The following is a 23,221-nucleotide window of genomic DNA, read 5'->3' as shown; positions in this document are numbered from 1 at the left end:
ATGTAGTTTCAGATTGCGCAGTTGTCAGAGAACCACGAGAATCGGTGCGGTGATGGTGACAGCGACGCCGTCCGTGACTGGAATCTCGATGATGATCTGGTCCTGGCCATTTCACATGAAGTGAGTGGCCTGGAGTCGATCTAGTAATCTGGATTCGATGACGAAGGGCCAGGAAAGCACACGCGCCGTGCCTCGGGTATTCACTATCGGACACTCCACTCGCACTGCTGATGAAGTGCTCGAGATGCTCCGTGCGAACGAGGTGACCGAGCTGGTCGATGTGCGTTCGTTTCCAGGGTCGCGAAAGTATCCGCAGTGGAACCAGGACGCGATCAAGGATGCGCTGCCGGCCGATATTGGGTACCGGTGGATCCGGGATATCGGCGGTCGCAGGTACACACCGGTTGATGTGTCGAGCCCGAACGGAGGGTGGCGGGTCAAGGCATTCCGCGACTACGCGGATTGTATGGAGACCGAGAAATTCCGTTCCGGGCTCGCTGAGCTGCTACGGGTCGCACACGAGTCGGTCCCGGCGATCATGTGCAGCGAGGCCGTGCCATGGCGTTGTCACCGACGGCTGATAACGGACGCGCTCATCGTGGCAGGGGTAGAGGTCTTCGACATCATGTCGATTTCATCCACACGCCGCGCGACAATGACAGAGTTCGCGCACGTACAAGGCGAAACGATCACATATCCCGAGTCAGCAAAGGCATGACCATCGACGTGGTGTCGGAAGTTCGGGCCATGGTGGTGGGGATTCCGGCTGGCCACGTCGCCGCCTACGGCGAGATCGGTCGCGCATTGGGGATTGGTCCCCGGCAGGTGGGCCGGGCCGTCGGACTCCTCGACGACGGTGTGCCGTGGTGGCGGGTGGTTCACGCCGACGGTGCGCCTGCGACGTGCCATGGCGGAGCAGCGCGCGCACTGCTCGAAGCGGAAGGTGTTCCGTTCCGCGGCAACCGCGTCGACATGGCCAAGGTCGGAGCGAAGTAGGCGGGTCTTCTACCCCTTTTCGGGGGTGGGTACTTATGATGCGGGTCACATAACCTTTTCCTTCAGATTCACATCACACTTCCTGACGATGCCTCTGGAGAATGAATGCCCTCAATTACGCCTGATGATGCGGTCGACCGCAGGCCGATGACCAGCTCTGCCGCACCCACCACAAGTGTTCGGAAGGTGGCGATCGCCAGCGGCATAGGAACCACAATCGAGTTCTATGACTTCTTCATCTATGGAACTGCTGCCGCACTCGTATTTCCGACAGTGTTCTTTCCGGCATTGGGTGCCACTGCCGGGACCGTCGCATCCTTCGCCACCTTCGCGGTCGCTTTCATTGCGAGGCCTGTTGGAGCTGTGGTCTTCGGCCATTTCGGCGACCGCATCGGTCGAAAGAAGACGCTGATCTCGACGCTGCTTCTGATGGGTATATCTACCTTTGTCATCGGGTTGTTACCCAGCGCTGACACCATCGGAATAGCGGCTCCGATAATTCTCGTACTGTTGCGATTCGGGCAGGGATTCGCTGTCGGTGGAGAATGGGCCGGCGCAACGCTTCTCACCGCCGAATACGCACCACCGAAGAAGCGCGGCTTCTACGCCATGTTCCCGCAGCTGGGCCCGTCAGCGGCATTTATTCTTTCGAGCGCGACCTTCCTCATAACGGGTGCCGTGTTCGGTGATACCAACGCAGTCTTCCTCGACTTCGGTTGGCGTATACCGTTCCTTCTCAGTGCAGTTCTCGTGCTGATCGGGTTGTACATGCGCCTGGCGATCGAAGAAACACCGGTTTTCCGTGCGAACCAAGCAGCAGAAGTTCGGACTCCTGATCGTGCTACCACCCTTCCGATCCTCGAAGCCTGGCACGTACAGAAGAAAGAAATTCTGCTTGCCGCCGGAGCGCTGGCTTCACTGTTTTCGCTCTTCTACATGGGCACTGCATATCTGACCAGCTACGGCACAAAGATTCTCGGCTTCGACCGTCCCTTCGTGTTGTGGACAGGTCTCGTAGGCGCCGTGGTCTTCGGCATTGCGATCGCACTATCTGCAACGTACTCCGACCGAGTCGGACGCCGCAGAGTGATCATGACTTCTTGTGCAGCGGCAATTCCCTGGTCGCTCGTTCTATTTCCCTTGCTCGACACGGGAAACCCGGTTGCGTACATAGTGGCGATGTGCGTGACGCTGACGATCTTCGGTATCGCTTATGGACCAACCGGTGCCCTTCTACCGGAACTGTTCCAGACTCGATTCCGCTACACAGGCGCCGGACTGGGATACAACCTCGCCGGTGTGCTCGGCGGCGCAATCCCGCCGTTGCTCGCCGCGCCTCTCGCGGCACAATTCGGAAGTATTGCAATCGGTGTCATGCTGGCGCTCTTGTCGGTACTCAGCCTCGCCTGCACCAAAGCGCTCTCCGAGACCAAGGAAGTAAGCATGACTTGACCTGTGATGGGGCCAGGCAACGGTGACCGTTGACGCATCGGCTCGTGGCCGTCCAGTCTTCGGTATGAAACAAACTCGAGCAGCCCCTGAACTGCGAAAATGCGCAGTTCAGGGGCTGCTTTTCGTTGATCGGCACATTTTTCTGCGCCGATAATTGTCCCTGGACGGTGGCGACTTCTGGCCCTGCACGCATGGTTGTCGAGGCAGCGAGGATAGATAGCGTGCATCGCTCGACCGTCGAGAACGGCATTGCTTCGTCCCAGAACACGAGGGCATCGGCCTCATCGAGGCCGTGGAATCGTGACGCTCTCTGCGGTCAGCGTAATCAATCAGGCAGTGGGAGTGCTTATCGAGAGCGGTCGAACACCCTGTTAGGGACGCGCGGAATTGCATCGTCTTGCGCTGTAATCGGGCTCACCGGCTATCGAGATTGCCCGACGGGCCCTACGTGATGCCCTCGGCTGGCATCCGCCCCGATATTAGCGGATCGACCCGGATGATTGAAAATCAATGCAGCACTGGAGGATCGAAAAGACAGCCGCTGTCATTTGAACCGATCGGCGATGATGTGGCGCGGAAGTTGAAGCGGACTCGGATAGGCAACGAGAATTCGGTTTCCATCCGGGTCCCGTCCGTCGAGAAATTTCACTCCGCCGGCGCTGTGAATGTACGTGGACGGATAGTGCTGTCGCATTCGTTCACCGACCTGTTCGAGCTCTTCCTCGGTCGCGGTGGACCACATGACCTCTTTCACTCCGAGAGTGCCGATGGGCCGTTGCACCGATGATCGATTCGCGTACAGATAGATCTGAAATCCGTCCGGTGCCAACAACAGTGCCGCATCCGACTCCCGTAACGCGACGGTGCATTCGAAGACCTCGCAGTAGAACTTGGTCGAGATTTCGAGCTCGAGTACTCCCATCAGCATCGACGAGACGGCCACCGAAGGAACGTTGGGTGGCACGGACCCGGCGTTGCCCGCGCTAGCGATGATCCCTCGAATGAACGACGAGCACCGGGCATCGAGCATGTTCGGCGCACTGTGCACTGACCGATCCCAACAGCAGGCCGACGAACCCGCCACGACCGCGGCTTCCTACGACGAGCATGTCGGCCACTCGACTGGCGTCGAGGAGTACCTGGGCTGGAACACCTTGTACCGCCAACTGTCCGATGTCCGCCGGTGCATCGTCACCGAATGCGGCAACGATCGACTCGGCCATGATCTGCTTGGCATCCTCATCGGGGTGAATGTCCTCGGAGAACCCGGCACCCATGTACGTCGGATACTGCCACGCAGCCATGACGTCTATGCCGATGCCCAACGCGTCCGATAGCCGTCGCGCTTGCTGCAGTGCCAGGATCGAGGAGGGTGAGCCGTCGACGCCCACGACTATGCGGCCGGTGGATTCAGAAGGGTCCGTCTGGGGCCCGCTGGTCGGTGTTGTACTCATCCTTCGATCCTGCGCGCTGGGCCTCGATTTCGTCAGGGTCTTTAGGCCCGATATCGGCTCCGATTGCCTCACCGACGGAGCTGAACAGGTGTTCCTGGCCAATTTGCGCGAGTAGTCCGCTGCGCGCCAGACCCCTGCGCGCCGTCTTGCTGGTCCTCGCCATTGCGAAGGTGACTCCTCGCGAGCGAAGTTGATCGATCAACTGCCGCAAGGAGTGCGCTCCCGTGTAGTCGATATCGGTCATCCCCATCGTGTCGAGTACGACGAGGTGCAGGGGATTGTCCGCGGCGTCGATCGTGGCCGTTATCTCGGTTCGAAATTGGGTTGCGTTGGCGTACCACAGAGGCGTCGCGAACTGTACGACGAGGACACCGGGAACTATCCTCGCTTGTTCGGCGTAGCTCAGGGGTACCCAACTGGTAGTCGATGGGATGTGTCCCAGTACGTGCAGGTGGGGACGGGCGCTGAGGCGGGTGCGGTCCAGAATTGCCAACGCGACCGCCACCCCGATGCCGTACTCGACACCAACGATGGCAACTGTCAGAAGAGTGACCACGGCGAGAGCGAACTCGAAACGGTCGTAGCGGGCGATGTCGATCAGCTCGCGCACATGCACGATACGGGTGGCGATGAAGATCAGAATCGCAGCCAGCGTTGCGACCGGCAGGTTCTCGAGGAGTGCCAGAGCGGGGATCAGCAACACGAGCGCGGCAGCAGCAGCGATGCCCGCCACCTGGGTCCGTCCCGAAGCCGACACCACTGCTGCGGTTCGTGGCGGGCTCGCGTTCACCGGAAACGCGCCCACCAGGCCTGCGGCGACATTGCCCGCTCCGATGCCGAGGAAGTCACGATTGACATCCACCCCGTAACCGCCGTCGGCGGCGAATGCGCGCGTCGTCGCCGCACTCTGGCTGACGATCACCAGTGCGACGACGCCGGCGATCGGCGCGAGCGTGCCCAGTGCCGACCACGACACTCCGTGCAGTCCGAGGTGGGGAGTGCCGTGTGCCAGCGACCCCAGCACTGCCACCCCGTGGGAAGTCAGATTCAGCGCACCGACGAGGATCGTCGATCCGACCAGTGCGATCAACGCCCCGGGCAGTCGCCGATCCAGCCGATCGGTGAGAAACACGACAGCGAAAACCCCGACCCCGATGCTCAACGTCCAGCCGTTGATCTCGGCCGAATTGCTGACGATCAAGCCGATGCGGTTCAACGTCCCACCGCCGGCGGCCGGCAGGCCGAGCAGATCGGGCAGTTGATGCACAACGATGATGACCGCGACCCCGCCGAGGAATCCAGCGATGATCGGTGTCGAGAGGAACTCGGCGATCCATCCCAGCCGCAGTAGGCCGACGAGGGCCACGATCACGCCCACCATCACCGCGAGGATCCCTACCAACGCAACGTAGTCCCCGGGGACGGTCGATACCGCGGTGGCGACGCCGACGGCGAACAAGGGAGCGATCGTCGAATCGGCCCCGATCGACATCTGCCGGTTCGATCCGAGCAACGCGAACAGAAGTGTGCCTGCAACGAACGCGTAGAAGCCCGTGATCGGCGGCATACCCGCCAGCCGTGCTGTGGCCAATTGCTCGGGCACCGCGATCGACACCAGGGTGAGTCCTGCGGCAAGATCGCCCGCCAACCACGCCGACCGGTAGCCCTGCAGCGAAGAGAACAGCATCGATCGTGCGCTGCGCAGTCGCACTCCGAGGGCCGACTTCGGATGCATCGGAACCTCCTTGCATCGTAAGAAGTCAACAGGTGGATCTACATGATGACCGCGGCGCCGGCGAACCGTCCGTGGCGGAGATCTCGCAGTGCGAACAGCGCGTGATCGAAAGGGTAGACCGTAGTTTCGATCCTCAGATGCGTTCGCTGGCAGCGTTCGAGGAATTGTCGAGCATCGGCCCGCGTATTGGCTTCGACGCTCAGCAGGCGCTTCTCGTGAAACAGATGCCGGTTGTAGTTCAGTGGCGGAATGTCGGTCATGTGAATGCCTGCCAGCACGACCGTTCCCCCGGAGTCGACAGCTTCCAGTGCCGTCGGCACAGCCTCACCGATAGGCGCGAAAATGATGGCGGCGTCGAGCTTCTCCGGTGGTGAATCGAAAGTATCCTGCGCCGAGGCCAACCCCATCTTCAGTGCGAGTCGACGGGCACCGGAGTCTCGAGTCATGACGTGCACGGTAGCGCCGTCGGCCTGTGCCAGCTGAGCAACGATGTGTGCGCTGGCGCCGAAACCGTAAAGGCCGAGTTTCCCCGACGGCGGGAGTTCGGCTCGGCGCAGGGCGCTGTATCCGATAATCCCTGCGCACAGCAACGGTGCCAGTTCTTCGGTGCTGTACCCGGTCGGTAGCGCCAAGGCATAGTCGGCCGGCACCACCGAGTACTCTGCGAACCCGCCGTTATGATCCCATCCGGTGTACAACGATGCCTTGCACAGGTTTTCGCGACCACCCACACAGAATCGGCAGTTGCCGCAGGTGTGACGCAGCCATGGAATTCCGACGATGTCACCCACGCTGAAGTCGGTCTCGGTGTTGTCTCCGACTTCAGTTATCGCGCCGACGATTTCGTGGCCGGGCACTACGTGCGGCCGATGAACTGGAAGATCGCCTTCGACGACGTGGAGGTCGGTTCGGCACACGCCGCAAGCTTGGACAGCGATCAGCAACTCCCCGGACGTCGGTCGAGGCATGTGCTCGTCGACCAACTGCAGGGGACTGCCGGCGACGCTGCCTTGTTCGGCTACCCGCCAGGCTTTCATATGCGTTGCGTGTCCACCGTCCCATCGTGTACGCCCTGCACAGGCTGCCAGTAGAGCCGAAAGTCACTCAGCGCACCACCAGAATCGGGCAGTGCGAACTGTGTACGAGCGATTGTCCGACCGAGCCGCGGATCGAACCCACCAAGGGGCTGAGCCCTCGGCTCCCGACGACGACGAGGCGCGCTGTTTCGGACGCCCTGCGTAGCTCGTGGTCTGCCGATGCCTCGAGACAATGCAGGTGAACCTCGACCGAGGGATGATGCTCGGAGGTCGCCGTCACACGAGTCTCCAGCCACGCGACAGATCCCACTTCTGGTGCGTCCACCGCAGGCGTGTGTTGACGCGTGGGCGACACCACGTGGAGGGCCATGATCGGGGCCCTTAGTGTATCGGCGAACCAGAATGCGCCGACTATTGCGCTGTGCGAAGAATCGGAGTTGTCGACACCGACGACGACCGGCTGAGAGGTCACAGCGGGGGCGACGGCGTGCGGCCGCCACACGAGAACGGGGCAGCTGGCGTCGGCAACGATGCGAGTTGCGTGGCGGCCGAAGACGACATCTCGAACAGGACTGGACGCGTTGCCTCCAATTACGACCAAATCCGCGGTGTGCGACATCGCGCCCAGGAACGAAGCAATGGGATCATCGGTCAGGACTGTATCGACTGCGATGTCGGGATCGACACGGTTGACTTCGTTGCGGGACAATCGGAGCAGGCGTCTGCCGAGGAGTCGTGGTTTGGATGCACGCAACTCTCGCGTCACTCTGTTCGCCGATTCCCGCTGCGGCAGTGCGTGAACGATCCGGATTCTTGCTTTGGCGATCTGAGCCACCCGGGCAGCCCAGATCAGCGCGCCGCGAGAAGCGTCGGTGCCGTCGACGCCGACGACGATGTCGGTCAGCTCGCTGTTCGTCCACACTGTGATCGGCAGAGGCTCTTGCGATACGTTCATCGGGTTCTCACGAGACCGGGAAACTTGGCCGAGAGCGCGCTTTCGGGCATAGCCATGGTGTCTCCAAGTTTCTCGTCAGCGGCTTCGACCGTCTTGTTCGAACGTATTACTCGAGGCCTCGGTGCGATGCCACCCAACGTCCCCAGTCGAAGTGACGTTGGTCCCGGATGTCGCCGCTACAGTGGTGATCTATCGGTTCCCGGCTTCTGTGGGGAGACTTCGGTCCGACGTCGAGTATTTCCCTGTACCGGGCGTGGGCGACATATGTGTTCGTGCATCTCCGACGCCAATTGCGCAACAGTTCCGGTCAGTGCCGTGTTGGCCTCGATCAATTCCTGCAGCTTCGCAGTGTTCGACAAGGTGTGCACGGCGACTTCACTACTGATCGAGTCGGCGCGCTTGGCTGAGATCAGCAAAATCGCACCTTGAAGCCCGGCAATCATCGACAGAAACAGGTTCAGCAGAATGAAGGGATATGGATCGAAGCCGTCGCTGCCGTTGTATACGGCCCATATGGCCATCGTTGCAAGGAAAACGAAGACGAAAGGCCACGAGCCCATCCCGTTGCGAACGTAGTCGGCGGTTCGCTCGCCAGTGGTCAACTCGGTGCCCGTGCGCACACCCGGATGCCTTCGCCATAGGTTCATCCCACAACCGCCTCGAATTCCAATAAGTACCGGACTGCCCGTCGAAGCAGCCGTGCTGTCACGGGTGTGTCGGAACGGTCGGCTCGGAATCGGCCAGTGTCGCGCCGATCGAGTGCGCCCACCCATCGATCTCTTCGCGTGATCGGTCGTCTCCCTCATCGGCTCGAATGAGCCGCACTACGAGTCTTTCGAACCACGAAAGCGTCGACATATCGAACTTTCCTCCGAAGACGCGGTGCTCGACCGACCACGATGCCTTGTCCATGGCCGATGGTGCCGAGGGCTTACCGGCGGCGCCGATGGGTCCGCTGGAGAACAACCACACCGGGCGCGTTTCGAGTTCGGGTTGTTGGCGGGCGACGAGGGATCGAGCACCTCGCAACCAACGACCCATGTACACGGCGCTGCCGATGATCGCCGCATCGTATTCGGCGATGCTATCGACGTCAGCTGCGTCGCGAACCTCCACTGTCGCCGAAACACCGTAGTTGTGCAGGACATCGGTCAGCGAGGACGAAAGCCACTGCCCGATCTCGCGTGTCGAACCGTGACGGCTCGATGTTGCAATCAGGACGCGCATGACGGTGTTCCTACTCTTCGACGACCTACTCTTCGACGACTTGGACTTCGACGCGATTGCGACTCGAGTCATTTGTCTTCAGGCATCACTGTGAACGCATGTCGGTACGGCGAATAGAGACTTCGGTCCTCGTATGGTGGGTAGTTCGTCGAGAGCAGTCTTCTATCGCTCACCTGATACCTGGCGTAGTAGGGACCTTGTCCTCTGACCACGAGCGAGTCGAACGGTCCATACTCTTCCATAAGACTGGACTCGACGTATGGAGAGCTTTGAACACCGAAGAACTACCGTCTGATGGCAGCATCGTCGTATGTGTGGATGGGTCGGACGACGATCGTAGCGCCGTCGAATGGGCTGTGAGACTTGCCCAGCACGTGCACTCTTCGATCCGGCTCGTTCATGCACTTCCCGACGTCGGCAAGTGGTTCGACCCCGCGGTGCTCATCGCCGGTGATCGGCTCGAATCGGAACTGCGTCGGGTAGGAAAGAAATTCCTCGACGATGCTGTTCTGATCGTCCGCGACCTCGACGCGGAGATCGAGGTCGAGTGTTCCATAACCGGTGGTGCTGCGACCGACCTGATCGAGACCGTTTCGGCGAACTCCCGATTGCTGATTCTCGGCGGCAGTCGAACAGGTCCGCTCCGTGACCTGATATTCGGACATTCCATCATCGAACTGGTCAACGCGGCAGTGTGTCCCGTGTTGGTGTGGCGGAAAGGTCGTGACGAGAGCGCGGACCCGACGCGACCGATAGTGGTGGGTATCGACGGGTCGCAGCCGTCCCGACGGGCGTTGCGAGCAGCTTTCGATCTGGCACGCACCTTCGGTACCGACCTCGTCGCAGTGCACGTGGGGGCCGTCGAGGATGCAGACGAGCTCGATTACGGGACTTCGGTGGATCGGCAGCAACAACGAGACGTCGAACGGAAGTGGTTGCACGACATCGTAGATCCGTACAAGAGCGAGTATCCGACTGTGGCGGTGGAGGTTCGAGCGGTCGGCGCTTCGGTGGCACGTGAACTCGGCACGATGTCTGCGACGGCTCAGGTCATCGCGGTCGGCAGTCGCGGACGCGGGCGCTTGTCGTCGGCAATCCTCGGTTCCGTGAGTCAGAGTCTGATTCACCGAGCGCAGTGTCCGGTACTCGTAGTTCCGTAGTTCGATCGTTGATAGAGGAGAATATATGGATAAGAATGGCCCCATCATTGTCGGTGTCGATGGTTCGACTGCTTCGTTCGATGCAGTCCGCTGGGCAACGCGCGCAGCGGAACTGCGTGGCGCGCCGTTGACCCTGGTCTCGGTCTACCAGATCACCGACGTCTATACGACTTTCGCCGCGATGCCACCTCAGCTCGGTTCACCGCTGAGGCTGGAAGTGAACAAAAGCCTGGAAGCAGCGTCGGCGATCGCCAAGGCTGCCGCCAAGGACGCGGACTCATTGTCGATTGTCACCGAAGCGATTGTGGGCGCAGCAATTCCGACCCTGGTCGAGCGATCGGCTTCTGCGCGAATGATCGTGGTGGGTACACGCGGAAACGGTGAGTATTTCGCCGAACTGCTCGGTTCGGTCAGCGCTGCGGTATCCGAGCGCGCGGAATGCCCGGTAGCGATCATCAGCGGAATTCCGCAGACCGGAGAGCGCGAGGGGCCCGTTGTCCTCGGTGTCGATGGATCGAGCGCCAGTAGTCGGGCTGTGGGCGTTGCCTTCGAAGAGGCATCACTGCGTGGCAGCGAACTGGTCGCTGTGCACACCTGGGCCCACGACGCTGAACTGTGGAAGAACCACTCCGAGAGCGACAAAGAGGCACTGGCGTCGGCTCAGAATGCAGCGGCATCGGTTGTCTTGACGGAAAGTCTCGCGGGATGGCAGGAGCAGTACCCGGACGTGCACGTAAATCGAGTGGTCGAGCACGGCGGTGCGGTAAGCAAAATTCGCGAACTCTCCACAAGTGCGCGCACCGTCGTCGTCGGATCGAGAGGAAGGGGTGGCTTCAGTGGTCTGCTGTTGGGGTCGACCAGTCGTTCACTCTCTCATCTCCTCGAATGCCCGTTGATCATTGCGCGGGGACCGAAGAACGAATGATCACGGCGGGTCGATACAGCTTTGCGGCACGGTCACCAGGGAGCAGAAGCCCGGTGGCCGCGCCGGGGCGTAGTTCGCGGGTACGCCGTTGTCGGCGATGATCCGACGGTAGGTTTCCGCCGCGTCGGTGGGCCGCCGTGTCAGTGACGGGTCGCTCTTCACGTCCACCGTGTAAAGACCGAAACGTGGACGGTAGGTGCCCCATTCGTAATTGTCGGTAATGGACCAGTAGTTGTAGCCGATCACCTCGGCGCCTTCGCTGCGGGCACGCTCGAGCCAGTAGATGTGGTCACTCAGATGATCGGAACGGGTGTATCCGTCCGGCCGGGCCTGACCGTTGTCGGAAGGCATACCGTTTTCGACGATGTAGATCGGCAGCCCGGGGAACTTGTCCTTGTAGTAGATCAGTGCGTGGTAGAGGCCGTCCGGCTGCGGAACGACGTTGTAGAACTCGTCGAAGATGGCGTAGGCGGCGGTGAGGTTGTCGAGAGAAAGCCCGTAGTAGTAGTCGAACCCGAGATAGTCCATTTTGTCGCGCACGCGGTCGACGAATGTGGCATCGAAGAGTCCGGCGACAGTGGGGATGAAAGACAGGTTGCTGCTGACCGGCGCTCCCGGGTCCCTGGCATGGATCATGTCGAACGCCGCTCGATGAACCTGGACGAGGCGGTCCATCATCTGTGGAGCTTGTGCGAGAGTGATGCCGCCGAAGGTGAGCTCTTTGATGATGTAGGCGGTCGGTTCGTTGATCGTGATCCACAGTGCATCGTGTGCGGAATACCGGTCGATCACCCGTGCTGCGTTGTTCAACCAGTCCTCTACTGTTTTCTGGTTGGTCCAACCGCCCTGGTCTGCGACCCAACCTGGGTACACCCAGTGATCGAGGGTGATCATCGGACGCATTCCGTGCGCGCGGATCTGGGCGACGACGTCGTCGTAGTACTGAAACTCTTTCTCATCCCAGACGCCGGGAGCCGGCTGCACGCGCGCCCATTCGATACTGAAACGAAAAACCGAGACACCGAGTTTCGCTGCATTGTCGATATCTTCGGCATAGCGGTGTCGGAAATCGACGGCACTGCCGACCGCGTCTTCGGTTCGGTCCGAAGCGGAGTATCGAGACCAATTGCTGTCCGGAGAGGAGCCCTCGGACTGAAAACCGGCGGTGGACACGCCCCACAGAAAGCTGTCCCCGACCGAGAGTGGGGCGGCGGCGGCGGACGGTGACAGTGACGCGGGCAAACAGAATGCGAACGTCAGCACCCACGCTGCGGTCAATGCCGCTGCGGGGCGAAGCCGTATCGAAACGCGCATGGGCGCAGAGTAATACGCAGTCAGCAGCTTGGGGACGCTTTGGCCAGTATTCGAACTCGCTCGGTCGACGGGCCAATACCGCAGCACTCGGATTACATCCGGTGATCGGATTCAGCTCAGCTCGACAGCTGCTGGTCGGCAAAACTCCGGGTTTGCTTGCCATTCTGAGGAAACTTTACGTCCCCGTGACATTACTGGCCGGTACCGCACGTGTGGTCTGCTCTCGGACTGTATATCTCTGCGAGGGGGTTACCTGAAAGGTAGGAATCACTTGAACATTCGCGCCGCATCCAAAGATCGCTCTATGGGGGCCACTTCGGGGTTCTCGCGCAGAAACTTTCTTGCCGCAACGGGGCTGGCTATGAGCGCCGCGGCTCTCTCGTCTTCGTGGACAACCGCCGCGGCGGCACCGCACAGGGCCTTGGGTGACGGTGATCGAATTGCCGCGCTCGTCATCGGGAGTGGTTACGGTGGTGCCGTAGCCGCACTCCGATTGACGCAAGCCGGGATCGACACACACATAGTCGAGATGGGTAGGGCTTGGACTACGCCAGGATCGGACGGGAAGATATTCTGTCCGATGCTGTCGCCGGATGGCCGGTCGACCTGGCTGCGAACTCGTACAGTGCAACCGGTTTCGCACTTTTCCGGTGGTTCGGTGGACAAGAACATCAGCAAATATGTCGGCGTTCTCGATACCGAAGACTTCGGTGGAATCAAGGTCTACCAAGGCCGCGGAGTCGGTGGCGGGTCACTAGTCAACGGCGGAATGGCTGTGACGCCCAAGCGCAACTACTTCGAGGAAATCCTGCCGAACGTCGACTCCAATGCGATGTACTCGACCTACTTCCCCAAGGCAAACGCTGCGTTGGGGGTGAACAATGTCGATCCGGCGTGGTTCGAATCGACCGAGTACTACAAATTTGCGAGAACAGGCCGGAAGACCGCACAGCGATCCGGATATACAACAACATTCGTGCCCAACGTTTACGACTTCGAATACATGAAACAGGAAGCCGCCGGGCAGGTGAGCAAATCGGCATTGGCGTCGGAAGTCATCTACGGAAACAACGCAGGCAAGAAGTCCCTCGACAAGACTTACCTCGCCCAGGCATCAGCGACCGGCAAACTCACCATCACCACACTGCACGTCGTGACGGAGGTGAAACCGGCAACCACCGGTGGCGGATATCAAGTGGTGATGAATCAGATCGACGAGCAGGGCAATATCATCGGCACCAAAACCGTGACAGCAGACAAGGTCTTCTTCGCAGCCGGCAGTGTCGGAACGAGCAAACTGCTGGTAGCGATGAAAGCGCAAGGGCAACTGGCGAACTTAGCTGGCGCGGTCGGTCAAGAATGGGGCCACAACGGCAACGTGATGGTGGGCCGTGCCAACCATGCATGGGACGGGACAGGGGCCAAACAATCGTCGATACCGGTTCTCGGTATCGACAACTGGGCGGATCCCGCCGCGCCGGTGTTCGCCGAAATCGCGCCATTCCCAGCAGGCACCGAACTGTGGGTGAGTCTGTACCTGGCGATTGCAAAGAACCCCGAACGTGCACAGTTTCGGTACAACTCGTCAACCGGCAAGGTCGGACTCGATTGGCAACGCTCCCAAAATCAGCCGTCGATCGATATGACGAAGAAGTTGTTCGACAAGATCAACCGAAAGGAAGGCACCATCTACCGGACCGACCTCTTCGGACCCGTGCAGACGTGGGGTGATCAGCTGACTTACCACCCGCTCGGCGGTTGTGTTCTGGGTAAGGCAACGGACAACTACGGCAGGCTCCCCGAGTATCCGGGGCTCTATGTCATGGACGGGTCCCTGGTCCCCGGCAATGTCGGTGTCAATCCATTCGTCACCATTACTGCACTGGCGGAACGGAATATCGAGAATATTATCGCCAACGACATGACCTAGCCGGTGGACGCGACGAACGCATCGGGGTGCCCGGTGCGTTCGTTCGCAAGAGGCTGCACGCGTCGTCGTTTTCTTCATCGGTGCGAGTGATCGGAGGCAACGTACGAGTCCACTGGTGCGGAGAACCGGCCCGCCGACGGCACGATCACCACGGGACAGCTGGCGCGTCCCAGTACAGATCGACTGGCCGAACCGAGCATCATCCCGCTGAATCCGCCGCGTCCATGGCTTCCTACCACCAACAGTTGCGCACCTTGTGCGTGGTCGAGGAGAGCATGCACCGGGCGGTCCTTGACCACTGCGCGTCGAACGGTCACCGACGGGTGGCGCTGCGAGTACTCGTCCAGAATCCGCGTCAGCACATCTTCGGTGGAGGGTTTGTTCATGGGCCATTCGAGTCCTCGGACCGGAATGCCTATCGACAGGTCGGCATCGGACCACGCATGGACTGCGGTGAGCGGTGCCTTCCGCTCGGCGGCCTCTTCGAATGCCAGGGCGACGGCGGCCTCACTCGCCTTCGTTCCGTCCACACCGACGACGATGGTGTTCGCAGCCTGCAGCCGATGGTCGGCAGGCCAGGCGCGGACTACGGTGACGGGGCAGTGCGCGTGGGTGCTGAGCGCGAAGCTGATCGAGCCGAGCGAGCGACGATCGGTGCCGCCGAGCCCGTTGCTGCCGATGACGACCATTCTGGAGGTCGTCGAGTACTCGAGTAGCGTGCTCACGGCAGGTCGATCGGACAGGTGGGTTTCGATGCCGATCGGTCGGGCCGCTCGCCCGGCCACCGTGAGCGCCTCGTCCAGAATCCGTTTCGTATCGCGCCTGAATTGCTCCGTCGCGGGTTCGGGGAGCGTACGGAAGCCTGTCAGTGCCCTGGGCACGGGGACCGAGGAGACGATGACGAGTCCGGAATTGTGCAGCTCGGCATCGAGTGCTGCCCACCGAACTGCGTCCAGTGACGCGGATGACCCGTCGACGCCGACGACTGTCGGGAGTGAAACCATCGCGAGATCTCCTTAGTGGTGGTGCGGTATCTCTATGAGACCCGACCTTTCCGCGCGGCACGGCAGGACAACTGCACCCATTCGAGGGACTTTGGTCGCCGATTTCGGGGACAGATGACGGATTTCGGCAACACTGTGGGTAGGTAGGGTTGGCCATGAGGCGCCCATTGGGGACGCATGTAAGGGAGCGTTGGCGTGGTCACAGTGTTTCTGGTCGATGATCACGAGATTGTGCGACGCGGGTTGATCGACCTCATCGATTCCGATCCCGATCTCGAAGTCGTCGGTGAGGCCGGCAGTTGCGCCCAGGCTCTTGCTCGCATCCCGGCATTGAAGCCGGACGTCGCGGTCCTCGATGTGCGACTTCCCGACGGCAACGGCATCGAGTTGTGTCGCGAACTTCTCGATCGATTGCCGGACCTGAAAACCATGATGCTGACCTCGTTCACCGAGGATCAGGCGATGCTCGACGCCATCCTCGCCGGCGCGAGCGGATACGTCGTCAAGGACATCACCGGAATGGAGTTGACCCGAGCGATCAAGGAAGTTGGCTCGGGGAAATCGTTGCTCGACAATCGAGCGGCGGCCGTGCTGATGGACAAGCTGCGAGCGGGTACGGCAGCGCCGGGACCGATCGACCACCTCACCGGCCAGGAGCGCACTTTGCTCGATCTCCTCGGTGAAGGTCTGACCAACAGGCAGATTGCCGCCCGAATGTTTCTGGCGGAGAAGACCGTGAAGAATTACGTTTCGAGACTGCTGGCGAAGTTGGGGATGGAGCGACGCACCCAAGCAGCCGTGTATGCCTCGAAACTCGCTGATACGCATGCAGAGTCGAGGGGAAACCCGGGAGCCCGCGATGGATGATCGCCACGGTGACAGCGGATCGTGGTTGCCGCAACTGCGTCTCGGTGAGCTTCTCCTCGAAGTTCAGAACCGCATCGGTCGCATCGCCGACGCCAGAGCCCAAGCCGACGGACTGCTCGACGCCATGCTGGTCATCACGTCCGATCTCGACTTGGAGGTGACCCTGCGGACCATAGTGAAGTCGGCCGTCGACCTCGTCGACGCTCGATATGGTGCTCTCGGTGTGCGTGGTGACGGTCACGAGCTGAGTGCCTTCATCAATTTCGGAATGGACGAGGACACGCGCGCGCGGATCGGCCCGCTTCCCACCGGCCGTGGGGTATTGGGACTGTTGATCGATCAGCCGGAAGTGCTGCGACTACGGGACTTGACGTCACATTCGGATTCGGTGGGATTCCCGCCGCATCATCCACCGATGAAAACCTTTCTCGGAGTGCCGATTCGGATCCGTAACGAGATCTACGGGAACCTGTATCTGACCGAGAAGAAGGACGGCAAGTCTTTCACCGACGACGACGAGGTCGTTATCCAGGCGTTGGCGTCGGCGGCAGGTATCGCTATCGAGAATTCGCGCTTGTACGAGGAATCGCGCACCCGTCAAGCGTGGATGGAAGCTACCCGGGACATCGGCACCGAATTGCTCGCCGGCGCCGAAATCGGCGAGGTACTGCAGATGGTGTCGCGCAAGGCATTGCATCTTCTCACCGCCGACCTCGCTTTCATCGCGGTCCCCGAGGACGTCGATGGTGACTCCGAACTCTCGACCCAGCTCGTCGTCTCGGTCAGTGAGGGACAGTGTGCCGAAGGTCTATTGGGCTCCACCATTCCCATCGAGGGGTCGAGCTCGGGTGCCGCGTTCCGGCGTCGAGCAGCCTTCCGGAAGGAAAAGTTCGACGACGAGTCCATCGCACTGGAGAAGGGATTCGGTCCTGCCCTGATCTCTCCATTGCGTGTCACCGGCGGCGTCAGCGGCGTACTCGTGGTCTTGCGAAAGCAAGATGGTCTGTCGTTCAGCGATGCAGAACTCGAACTGGTGGCAAGTTTTGCAGATCAGGCTGCGCTGGCGATGCAGATGGCGGACAACGCTCGTCGGGTCCACGAACTCGATGTTCTGTCCGATCGGGATCGTATCGCGCGGGATCTGCACGACCACGTGATCCAGCGAATATTCGCCGTCGGTTTGTCGCTGCAGAGCACACTGCAACGAACCGAGTCCGAGGACGTTCGCCAACGCTTGACGAGAACCATCGATGATCTGCAAGACACCGTGCAGGACATACGATCTACTATTTTCGATCTGCAGAGTTCGTCCCATTCCGTCACACGCCTGCGCCAACGCATCGACGACGCGGTCCTCGAACTCACCGAGCACGTACCCATCCGTGCGGTCGTTCGAATGTCCGGGCCGTTGTCGGTTATCGAGAACTCGCTCGCCGACCATGCTGTGGCCGTCATCAGGGAGGCGGTCAGCAACGTGGTTCAGCATGCGCATGCCGACACGGTCAGCGTCACCCTCTCGGTCGGCGACGATCTCCGAATCGAGGTGTCGGACAATGGGATCGGTCTGCCCGCTGATGCTACGACGAGTGGGCTGGCGAACTTGAGTGCGCGCGCAACCGAATCCGGGGGTGCGATGACCGCGACTGCACCATTGGCCGGAACCGGCACGAACGTGGTCTGGTCCGCGGCGTTGTCGTGATACTCGTAGCGTTCTCGGACGAAGCGCTGCGCATCTGCGATCGGCTCGACGCGCCGATGGTGAACCGAGAGGAATCTGGTGAACAGTTCGTATCCGGTGGGACCGATCGTTGTCGGAGTCGACGGATCCAAGGCGGCACTCGATGCCGTCCGGTTCGCCGTGCAGGAGGCGCAGGGACGTCGCGCTCCGCTTCGGTTGGTGCACGTGATCAGCCCTCACTCTCAACCCGAGTCCGTTTACGGTGCAACCGATGTGGACGGTAGCTATGGTCTGGGAGTACTCGCCGAGGCGGTGAAGGCTGTAGCCGAGATCGACAGTAGCGTGGTGGTGAAAACGGCTGTGCTGCATGGTCAGCCGGAAGCGGCGATCCTCGGGGAGGCGAAGTCGGCGTGTCTGCTCGTGCTGGGCGTGAGTCAAGGGCACGCTTTGGGTACGCGAGTCATGCGGTCGACGGTTTTCTCCTTGGTCGAGTCGGTGGCGTGTCCGGTCGCGATCGTGCGAGAGTCCAGTACCGGCTCCGATGGTGCGGTGATTATCGCGCTGGGGGAGGGAAAAACCCGCGAATCCGATGTCGTTGTGGCCGAGGCATTTCGCGAGGCAGCGAGTAGAGACACCGATATCCTGGCCCTCCATGCGCGTTCGATCTCCGAGGGCGTCGCGCATATTGTCGGGGGAGTCGACGGTGAGACATCCGAATCGCCGATGGACATCAGACTGGAGTCGTTCTCGGACGACTATCCCACGACGGTCTTCTCGTCCGTCTACGCCGAGTCAGGCGCGGGATCGGAACTGCTCACCGCGTCCGGTACCGCGCGGTTGTTGGTCCTCGGTCACCAGCGCGGACGTATGTGCGGGAGCACGTTGACCAGAGCCATTCGCCAGGCGAAATGTCCGGTGCTCGTAGTGCCTCACCCTTGACGACGAACCACGGGATTCTCGATCTGTGTATCGTCCCCTTCGGTGTGGCCGGCTTTCGTGAGCACCAGTGTGCGGGCGTGCTCGATTGCGTGAGGAGTGTCTTCGAAGAAGTGCCTACGTTCGCTGTCCGAGGTGGTGAAGACCCCCAGCGCTTGGAGCGGTCGTGAGTGTTCCGGTTTCAAACCCGAGATCAACACGGTGATGTGACGGCGTTCGAGCTTGTCGATGGCGTCTTTGAGCACGATGGCACCGGTGGCGTCGATAGCGGTGACGCGGGACATCCGCAAGATGACCACGTGGACGTCGGAGACTTCGGCGAGCTCGAGCAGGAACCGGTGTGCTGCAGCGAAAAACAATGCACCGTCGATGCGGTAGGCGACGATGTGCTGACGCAGTAGTTCGTGTTCTTCGCTTTGGTGTCCCTCGTCGTCGAGGGGGACTTGTTCGATCTTGGCCGACTTGGCGATTGTGCGCAGTGCCAGGATTGCGGCGAATGCGACACCGACTGCCACTGCGGTAACCAGGTCTAGTGCAACCGTCACCAGAAACGTTGCCCCCATGACTGCGGTGTCAGCGCGGGTAGCGCGGGCGATCGCAATGATCGAAGCCGTCTCGACCATGCGTACCGTCGTGGCGAGAAGGACTCCGGCGAGTGCAGCCAGGGGTATTTCGGCGACCAGCGTCGACGCGAGGTAGACGATTGCGGCGAGAATGACCGCGTGGGTCAACGCGGCGAGTCGGCTGCGAGCACCGGACCGAACGTTGACTGCGGTGCGGGCGATCGCGCCGGTGGCCGGCACCCCTCCGAACAGCGGTGCGATGATGTTCGCCAGGCCCTGTCCGAACAACTCCCTGTCGGGATTGTGTCGGGTGCCCACTCCCATCGAGTCTGCCGCAGTTGCCGACAGTAGCGATTCGAGCGCGGCCAACGCAGCGACGGCCAGTGCAGGCGCCAACAAGGAGGTGAGGTCTTCGAGGTGCAGGAAATTCAGCGTCGGAGCTGCGATTCCAGATGGAATCTCACCGATGCGTGCCATATCGAGATGAAGCAGTTTTGCGGCAAGAGTCACGATGGCGACCGCGACGAGTGAGATGGGAATCTTGGGCAAGGAGCGTCCGCCGACGAGTATCGCGAAGGCCACTACCAGTGCCGTGACCGGCGTGAGAATCGACGGGTGTTCCACGAACTTGACCACGGCGTCGGCGGCGCTACGCCACACCTTGTCGCCCTGCGCGTCGGCGATGCCGAGAGCTGCGGGGACCTGTTGGAGTGCGATCACCACAGCGATTCCGGCGGTGAATCCTTCGATGACGGGAGCGGGCATGAATCGCACAGCCCGTCCGACTCCGGCGAATGCGAGGATCAACAGCACGATTCCGGCGATCAGGCCGACCGCAAGTACTCCGGATCCACCGAACTCGTGGACGATCGGGACCAGGACGACGGTCATGGCGCCGGTTGGACCCGATACCTGAAAGCGTGAACCGCCGAATACCGCGGCAACCGCACCTGCGATGACTGCTGTGGTCAGGCCCGCAGCGGCTCCGAGCCCGGTCGAGATTCCGAATCCCAAAGCCAGCGGAAGCGCCACCAGGGCCACGATCAGGCCGGCCAGCAGGTCCGCGCCGGGTGCACGCAGCGAAGTGCTCCATTCGCTCCAGCGGGGCAGTAGTTCTCGGATCGACTGTCCGGCTCTATGGAGGGTGGTTGGGGGAGCGGGAGCGTGCTTCGGTGTGGGCGACTCGGTCATAGGGTCCTCGGTACCGCGAGAGGGAGATGAACTCTTACTTCATTACTTGCTAAGATTAGCAAGTAATGAAGGCGGTGGGCCCGTGAAGTTCGACACTGCCCTCGACGTCGTGCGAGTTCTACTGCTCGGCCACCTTGGCTGTCGCGGCGATCGATTCCGCGGCAGCTGCGTCGTCGACCAGCATCTCGGCCTGCCCGGCGACCATGCCCGTCAAGATGGTCCGCGCAGTGGTCAGCAAGTCGGCGATGCGCGGTGACGTCAGGGCGTAGGAGACGGACAGTCCATCTCGACGCGCGGCAACCAAGCCTGCTCTCCGCAGAATGGAGAGTTGCTGAGATAGATTCGCCGGCTCGATACCGACCTCGGGGAGCATTTCGGAGACGGCATGCTCGCGCTCGCTCAGAAGCTCCAAGATGCGAATGCGTGCAGGGTGCCCGAGGGTTTTGAAGAAGTCGGCCTTCATTCGATACAAGGGCTCGCGTGAATGTGCCACTACGCCTCCAGTTTTTCGAGCAGGACTGTCGGGAGCCCACGGTCGTGATACTTGCGAATCTTAGCAACTAGCCTGGGTGGCGACGGGATTGCACCCCGTCGACCAGTCTGTCTTTTCATCTCGACCGACCGCTGACGATAGGCACGGCTGACTTTCAAGCGAGTTCACCGATGAACGAGCGCGCCGCCGAATTGGTGGGTTCCTCGGTGCGGCATGCCAATGTCAATTCTCTTGTGGGAGCAGGATGTACGTCGATGGCAACCGTGGACAGGCCGGCATGTCGCCGCGCAAGAGGCTCTGGAATTATCGCGACACCGAGGCTGTGACGCACCAACCCCAACAATCGATCCATGTCGCTGATACGGAATGTGATGTCACGGTCGACGTCTGCATTGTCGAACAGCGCGTCGACGACGGTCTGTAAGCCGCGGCCGGCCTCGAAGTCGATGAACGGGTAGTCGGCGAGCTCGGCGAGCGAAACTGACTTTCGTTGTGCCAGAGGATGTCCGTCGGCTACGACGAGAGTCAACGACTCGGTGTAGGTCGCCAGCGCGAAAATCCCGACCTCCAGGGGTTGTGCATCCAGTGCGACGAACGCCAGATCCAGCTTTCCCCCGACGAGTGCATCGAGCAACTCGGCGGTGGTTCCTTCGCGCAGGGTCACTGCTACACCCGGGTGGGCGGAGTGAAATCGGCCCAGAGTAGCGGGCAAGTCGATGGCAGTGAACGTTTGGACGGTTCCGATTGCGACAGTGCCGGTTTCACCGTCGGAGATCTGACGCAGGGCATCGCGTGCATCGGCGACGTCACCGGTGATTCTGCGTGCATACCGAAGCAGTACCGACCCGGAGGCGGTGAGAAGCACTCTGCGCGTCGTGCGTTCGAAGAGCGCGGTGCCGATCTCCTTCTCGAGTGCCCGGATCGACGAACTGAGCGCGGATTGCGAAATATGTAGCTGGGACGCCGCCCGGGTGAAATGGCCTTCGGCTGCTACGGCGGTGAAATGTTCGAGCTGTCGCAACTCCATTGAGCGATTCTATCAATGAATGAGTACGGAATAACATGTTGGACAGAACGTCGGGAGTTGTCGACCATGGGCACATGCACTCTGAACTGCCCTCGACGACTCGGATGAACGGGCGGCTCGTCGGGATCATGGCAGTGATCTCCGGATTGGTGGTTGCCAATAGCTACTATGCCCAGCCGCTGGTGGGGGCTATCGCCGACAGCCTTGATGCTTCGATGATGCGAGTGGGCCTGGTGGTGACCGCCAGTCAAGTGGGGTACGCCATCGGGCTGGCATTTCTCGTACCGCTCGGCGACATGATCCAGCGCAGGAAGCTGATGACCTGGATGCTCGCGGTGACCTGCGCGTCCCTCGTGGTGATGGCTGTAGCACCGTCGTGGCAGGTGTTGGCATGTGCCGCGATGGTCGCGGGGGTCGGATCTGTGGTCGGTCAGGTTCTGGTGCCGTTCGCTGCCTCGCTGGCGGCCGAAGAAGAACGAGGCCGAGTCATCGGCAACGTGATGACAGGTCTGCTGCTGGGCATTCTGCTCTCACGCGTAGTAGCCGGATTGATTGCGTACGTCGCGGGTTGGAGAGCGGTCTTCGTCGTCGCAGCGATCTTGATGGTCGTCGCCGCATTGCTGGTTCGCACGCTGCCCGTCGTGCCGCCGAGCGCGACTTCGTCGTATCGAGCGCTGCTGGCTTCTGTCTTCGAGCTCATCCGCGAAGAACCGGTGCTCCGGTGGCGTATCGGATACGGAACGCTCACCTACGCGTCGTTCGGGGTGTTCTGGACGTCCATCGGATTTCTACTGTCGGGGCCGGGATACGGATGGTCGGATGCTCGAATCGGACTGTTCACCCTCGTCGGAGTTGCCGGTGCACTGGCCGCGCGGCTCGCCGGAACGTTGGCCGACCGCGGCTATGCGCAACGCCAGACGGGTTGGTTCGTGGCTCTCACGGCGCTCAGCTTCGTGCTTGTGGCACTCGGAGAACACAACGTGTTCCTGCTGGCGGCCGGCGTAGCGTTGCTCGATCTCGGCATTCAGGGTACGCACATCAGCAACCAGAGCCTGTTCTATCCCCTGCGGCCCGACGCCCGCAGCAGACTCAACACCGCCTACATGACGACCTACTTCACGGCGGGTTCCATCGGGAGCGCGCTGTCGGTGCTGGCCTACACCCAGGCCGGCTGGACAGGAGTCTGCGTGCTCGGTGCCGGCTTTCCCACGATCGGGTTCGGACTGTGGCTCGCCGAGCAGCGCAAGCATCGAAACGGAAGCCCTCGGTGACCCACA

The 23,221-nt window shown here is 61.2% G+C and carries 22 protein-coding genes; 10 read left to right on the top strand and 12 right to left on the bottom strand.

The genetic code is table 11. From position 1 onward, the window contains the following. Window positions 1-157: 157 nt before the first annotated feature. From ABIB36_RS04415 to ABIB36_RS04405, 3 genes are all read left to right on the top strand, one after another. A complete protein-coding gene (locus ABIB36_RS04415; protein ID WP_354559262.1) occupies window positions 158-718 on the top strand; it encodes a DUF488 domain-containing protein in 561 nt (186 codons plus the stop codon). Beyond that, on the top strand, window positions 715-996 hold the full coding sequence (locus ABIB36_RS04410) for an MGMT family protein (RefSeq protein ID WP_354559261.1): 282 nt from the start codon (window positions 715-717) through the stop codon (window positions 994-996). The genes ABIB36_RS04415 and ABIB36_RS04410 overlap by 4 nt, the downstream gene beginning before the upstream one ends. Before the next feature lie 147 nt (window positions 997-1,143). Further along, window positions 1,144-2,448 (top strand): MFS transporter, encoded by a 1,305-nt coding sequence (locus ABIB36_RS04405; RefSeq protein WP_354559309.1) that lies wholly within the window; start codon window positions 1,144-1,146, stop codon window positions 2,446-2,448. A 544-nt stretch (window positions 2,449-2,992) separates the two neighbouring features. Here the strand turns inward: ABIB36_RS04405 and ABIB36_RS04400 are convergent. The 7 genes from ABIB36_RS04400 to ABIB36_RS04370 form a co-directional block, all read right to left on the bottom strand. Further along, on the bottom strand, window positions 2,993-3,391 hold the full coding sequence (locus ABIB36_RS04400) for a VOC family protein (protein ID WP_354559260.1): 399 nt from the start codon (window positions 3,389-3,391) through the stop codon (window positions 2,993-2,995). Between the two features lie 40 nt (window positions 3,392-3,431). Next, entirely contained in the window at window positions 3,432-3,902 is a 471-nt protein-coding gene (locus ABIB36_RS04395; protein WP_354559259.1) for a universal stress protein, read from the bottom strand. Beyond that, on the bottom strand, window positions 3,859-5,637 hold the full coding sequence (locus ABIB36_RS04390) for a SulP family inorganic anion transporter (protein ID WP_354559258.1): 1,779 nt from the start codon (window positions 5,635-5,637) through the stop codon (window positions 3,859-3,861). Before ABIB36_RS04390 ends, ABIB36_RS04395 begins: the two co-directional genes overlap by 44 nt. Window positions 5,638-5,675: 38 nt before the next feature. Further along, window positions 5,676-6,674: a zinc-binding alcohol dehydrogenase family protein gene (locus ABIB36_RS04385; RefSeq protein WP_354559257.1), complete on the bottom strand. Its 999-nt coding sequence runs from the start codon at window positions 6,672-6,674 to the stop codon at window positions 5,676-5,678. Between the two features lie 67 nt (window positions 6,675-6,741). After that, entirely contained in the window at window positions 6,742-7,629 is an 888-nt protein-coding gene (locus tag ABIB36_RS04380) for a universal stress protein (protein ID WP_354559256.1), read from the bottom strand. Window positions 7,630-7,805: 176 nt separating this feature from the next. Next, window positions 7,806-8,249, bottom strand: a complete 444-nt coding sequence (locus ABIB36_RS04375; RefSeq protein ID WP_354559255.1) for a DUF1003 domain-containing protein — start codon at window positions 8,247-8,249, stop codon at window positions 7,806-7,808. An 85-nt stretch (window positions 8,250-8,334) separates the two neighbouring features. Further along, the gene (locus tag ABIB36_RS04370; RefSeq protein ID WP_354559254.1) at window positions 8,335-8,856 is read right to left on the bottom strand and encodes a flavodoxin domain-containing protein; all 522 of its coding nucleotides are present in this window, start codon (window positions 8,854-8,856) and stop codon (window positions 8,335-8,337) included. Window positions 8,857-9,170: 314 nt separating this feature from the next. Between ABIB36_RS04370 and ABIB36_RS04365 the strand changes: the two genes are divergently transcribed. Together ABIB36_RS04365 and ABIB36_RS04360 are read left to right on the top strand one after the other, a co-directional pair. Next, window positions 9,171-10,016 (top strand): universal stress protein, encoded by an 846-nt coding sequence (locus tag ABIB36_RS04365; RefSeq protein WP_354559253.1) that lies wholly within the window; start codon window positions 9,171-9,173, stop codon window positions 10,014-10,016. A gap of 25 nt (window positions 10,017-10,041) precedes the next feature. Next, on the top strand, window positions 10,042-10,941 hold the full coding sequence (locus ABIB36_RS04360; RefSeq protein WP_269301714.1) for a universal stress protein: 900 nt from the start codon (window positions 10,042-10,044) through the stop codon (window positions 10,939-10,941). Here ABIB36_RS04360 and ABIB36_RS04355 read toward each other — a convergent pair whose 3' ends face one another. Then, complete coding sequence (locus ABIB36_RS04355) at window positions 10,942-12,255, bottom strand: glycoside hydrolase family 1 protein (RefSeq protein WP_354559252.1); 1,314 nt, start codon at window positions 12,253-12,255, stop codon at window positions 10,942-10,944. Window positions 12,256-12,559: 304 nt separating this feature from the next. On the opposite strand from ABIB36_RS04355, the gene ABIB36_RS04350 reads away from it, so the two are divergent. Continuing rightward, window positions 12,560-14,185 (top strand): GMC oxidoreductase, encoded by a 1,626-nt coding sequence (locus ABIB36_RS04350; protein WP_354559251.1) that lies wholly within the window; start codon window positions 12,560-12,562, stop codon window positions 14,183-14,185. Between the two features lie 74 nt (window positions 14,186-14,259). Here the strand turns inward: ABIB36_RS04350 and ABIB36_RS04345 are convergent, their stop codons facing one another. Next, window positions 14,260-15,189: a universal stress protein gene (locus ABIB36_RS04345; RefSeq protein ID WP_354559250.1), complete on the bottom strand. Its 930-nt coding sequence runs from the start codon at window positions 15,187-15,189 to the stop codon at window positions 14,260-14,262. Window positions 15,190-15,384: 195 nt separating this feature from the next. Here ABIB36_RS04345 and ABIB36_RS04340 point away from each other — a divergent pair, with 195 nt between their 5' ends. The 3 genes from ABIB36_RS04340 (at window position 15,385) to ABIB36_RS04330 (ending at window position 18,673) form a co-directional block, all read left to right on the top strand. Next, window positions 15,385-16,056 carry a response regulator gene (locus tag ABIB36_RS04340; protein WP_269301710.1) on the top strand — a complete coding sequence of 224 codons (672 nt, stop codon included), beginning with the start codon at window positions 15,385-15,387 and terminating at the stop codon, window positions 16,054-16,056. Beyond that, a complete protein-coding gene (locus ABIB36_RS04335) occupies window positions 16,049-17,755 on the top strand; it encodes a sensor histidine kinase (RefSeq protein ID WP_354559249.1) in 1,707 nt (568 codons plus the stop codon). The genes ABIB36_RS04340 and ABIB36_RS04335 overlap by 8 nt, the downstream gene beginning before the upstream one ends. 78 nt (window positions 17,756-17,833) lie before the next feature. Further along, a complete protein-coding gene (locus ABIB36_RS04330; protein ID WP_354559248.1) occupies window positions 17,834-18,673 on the top strand; it encodes a universal stress protein in 840 nt (279 codons plus the stop codon). On the opposite strand, the gene ABIB36_RS04325 is transcribed toward ABIB36_RS04330, so the two are convergent. The 3 genes from ABIB36_RS04325 to ABIB36_RS04315 all read right to left on the bottom strand — a co-directional run bounded on the left by ABIB36_RS04325 (window position 18,664) and on the right by ABIB36_RS04315 (window position 21,944). Further along, on the bottom strand, window positions 18,664-20,424 hold the full coding sequence (locus ABIB36_RS04325) for a SulP family inorganic anion transporter (RefSeq protein WP_354559247.1): 1,761 nt from the start codon (window positions 20,422-20,424) through the stop codon (window positions 18,664-18,666). The two genes, ABIB36_RS04330 and ABIB36_RS04325, sit on opposite strands and share 10 nt — an antisense overlap. A 118-nt stretch (window positions 20,425-20,542) precedes the next feature. Next, entirely contained in the window at window positions 20,543-20,887 is a 345-nt protein-coding gene (locus ABIB36_RS04320) for an ArsR/SmtB family transcription factor (RefSeq protein ID WP_354559308.1), read from the bottom strand. Between the two features lie 184 nt (window positions 20,888-21,071). Beyond that, entirely contained in the window at window positions 21,072-21,944 is an 873-nt protein-coding gene (locus ABIB36_RS04315; RefSeq protein ID WP_084344972.1) for a LysR family transcriptional regulator, read from the bottom strand. Window positions 21,945-22,018: 74 nt separating this feature from the next. Here ABIB36_RS04315 and ABIB36_RS04310 point away from each other — a divergent pair, with 74 nt between their 5' ends. Next, window positions 22,019-23,215 carry an MFS transporter gene (locus tag ABIB36_RS04310; RefSeq protein WP_256895271.1) on the top strand — a complete coding sequence of 399 codons (1,197 nt, stop codon included), beginning with the start codon at window positions 22,019-22,021 and terminating at the stop codon, window positions 23,213-23,215. Window positions 23,216-23,221: the final 6 nt, after the last annotated feature.

The organism is Rhodococcus sp. UYP9 (genome assembly GCF_040547235.1).
Classification (GTDB): domain Bacteria; phylum Actinomycetota; class Actinomycetes; order Mycobacteriales; family Mycobacteriaceae; genus Rhodococcoides.
The sequence above is the reverse complement of the archived record's forward strand: the minus strand, read 5'-3'. Positions and strand labels throughout refer to the sequence as shown.

Bases quoted from the DNA above. Each gene is read 5' to 3' on its own strand.
- ABIB36_RS04415 (WP_354559262.1), top strand. From the start codon at position 158: ATGACGAAGGGCCAGGAAAGCACACGCGCCGTGCCTCGGGTATTCACT.
- ABIB36_RS04410 (WP_354559261.1), top strand. From the start codon at position 715: ATGACCATCGACGTGGTGTCGGAAGTTCGGGCCATGGTGGTGGGGATT.
- ABIB36_RS04405 (WP_354559309.1), top strand. From the start codon at position 1,144: ATGACCAGCTCTGCCGCACCCACCACAAGTGTTCGGAAGGTGGCGATC.
- ABIB36_RS04395 (WP_354559259.1), bottom strand. From the start codon at position 3,902: ATGAGTACAACACCGACCAGCGGGCCCCAGACGGACCCTTCTGAATCC.
- ABIB36_RS04390 (WP_354559258.1), bottom strand. From the start codon at position 5,637: ATGCATCCGAAGTCGGCCCTCGGAGTGCGACTGCGCAGCGCACGATCG.
- ABIB36_RS04385 (WP_354559257.1), bottom strand. From the start codon at position 6,674: ATGAAAGCCTGGCGGGTAGCCGAACAAGGCAGCGTCGCCGGCAGTCCC.
- ABIB36_RS04380 (WP_354559256.1), bottom strand. From the start codon at position 7,629: ATGAACGTATCGCAAGAGCCTCTGCCGATCACAGTGTGGACGAACAGC.
- ABIB36_RS04370 (WP_354559254.1), bottom strand. From the start codon at position 8,856: ATGCGCGTCCTGATTGCAACATCGAGCCGTCACGGTTCGACACGCGAG.
- ABIB36_RS04360 (WP_269301714.1), top strand. From the start codon at position 10,042: ATGGATAAGAATGGCCCCATCATTGTCGGTGTCGATGGTTCGACTGCT.
- ABIB36_RS04355 (WP_354559252.1), bottom strand. From the start codon at position 12,255: ATGCGCGTTTCGATACGGCTTCGCCCCGCAGCGGCATTGACCGCAGCG.
- ABIB36_RS04350 (WP_354559251.1), top strand. From the start codon at position 12,560: ATGGGGGCCACTTCGGGGTTCTCGCGCAGAAACTTTCTTGCCGCAACG.
- ABIB36_RS04345 (WP_354559250.1), bottom strand. From the start codon at position 15,189: ATGGTTTCACTCCCGACAGTCGTCGGCGTCGACGGGTCATCCGCGTCA.
- ABIB36_RS04335 (WP_354559249.1), top strand. From the start codon at position 16,049: ATGGATGATCGCCACGGTGACAGCGGATCGTGGTTGCCGCAACTGCGT.
- ABIB36_RS04325 (WP_354559247.1), bottom strand. From the start codon at position 20,424: ATGACCGAGTCGCCCACACCGAAGCACGCTCCCGCTCCCCCAACCACC.
- ABIB36_RS04320 (WP_354559308.1), bottom strand. From the start codon at position 20,887: ATGAAGGCCGACTTCTTCAAAACCCTCGGGCACCCTGCACGCATTCGC.
- ABIB36_RS04315 (WP_084344972.1), bottom strand. From the start codon at position 21,944: ATGGAGTTGCGACAGCTCGAACATTTCACCGCCGTAGCAGCCGAAGGC.
- ABIB36_RS04310 (WP_256895271.1), top strand. From the start codon at position 22,019: ATGCACTCTGAACTGCCCTCGACGACTCGGATGAACGGGCGGCTCGTC.